The sequence below is a fragment of the Escherichia sp. MOD1-EC5990 genome, from assembly GCF_002965285.1.
Classification (GTDB): domain Bacteria; phylum Pseudomonadota; class Gammaproteobacteria; order Enterobacterales; family Enterobacteriaceae; genus Escherichia; species Escherichia coli_F.
Genome location: NZ_PTRV01000082.1, coordinates 1 through 462, shown reverse-complemented (window position 1 = coordinate 462; position 462 = coordinate 1). Strand labels below are relative to the sequence as shown.

Sequence of the window (462 nt, the reverse complement as noted above, 5' to 3'; positions counted from 1 at the left end):
TGACCTTCAAATCCTCAATGACTATCATTGCGTGGTTTTTGCTGACGGTCGTTGTGACTTTGTGAAGGTAGTCCCTGCGGATTTTTGCGATACAGGAATGCAGTCGCTGTATTTTGCGTTTCTGCTTCTGCCAGTTGTTGCTGAATTTGACCTTGCGGCTTAACTGTCGCTGAAGTCTCGCCAGCTTCTTCTGGTTTTTCTGAAAACTGTTTACAGGCTCAAAGACTGTACCATCTGACAGCGTGGCGAGTTTAGCCACGCCAGCATCCAGCCCGACCATTGATGCTGAAGGGTGAACCGGAGTTGATACTTCACTTTCAGTCTGAACACTGATGTACCACTTACCGCAGGACTGGCTGACAGTGACATTTTTCACAACACCCGCGACCTGACGGCTATTCCGGTAGCGCATCCAGCCAAGTTTCGGCAGAAAAATACGGCTGTTTTCCTGATCGAGCTTAA

At 48.7% G+C, this 462-nt stretch carries 1 protein-coding gene; it reads right to left on the bottom strand.

All coding sequences use genetic code 11. The annotated features are described in order from the left end of the window. The coding region (locus BEB42_RS25970; protein WP_157942756.1) for an RNA-guided endonuclease InsQ/TnpB family protein at nucleotides 1-462 on the bottom strand (462 nt) is incomplete at both ends.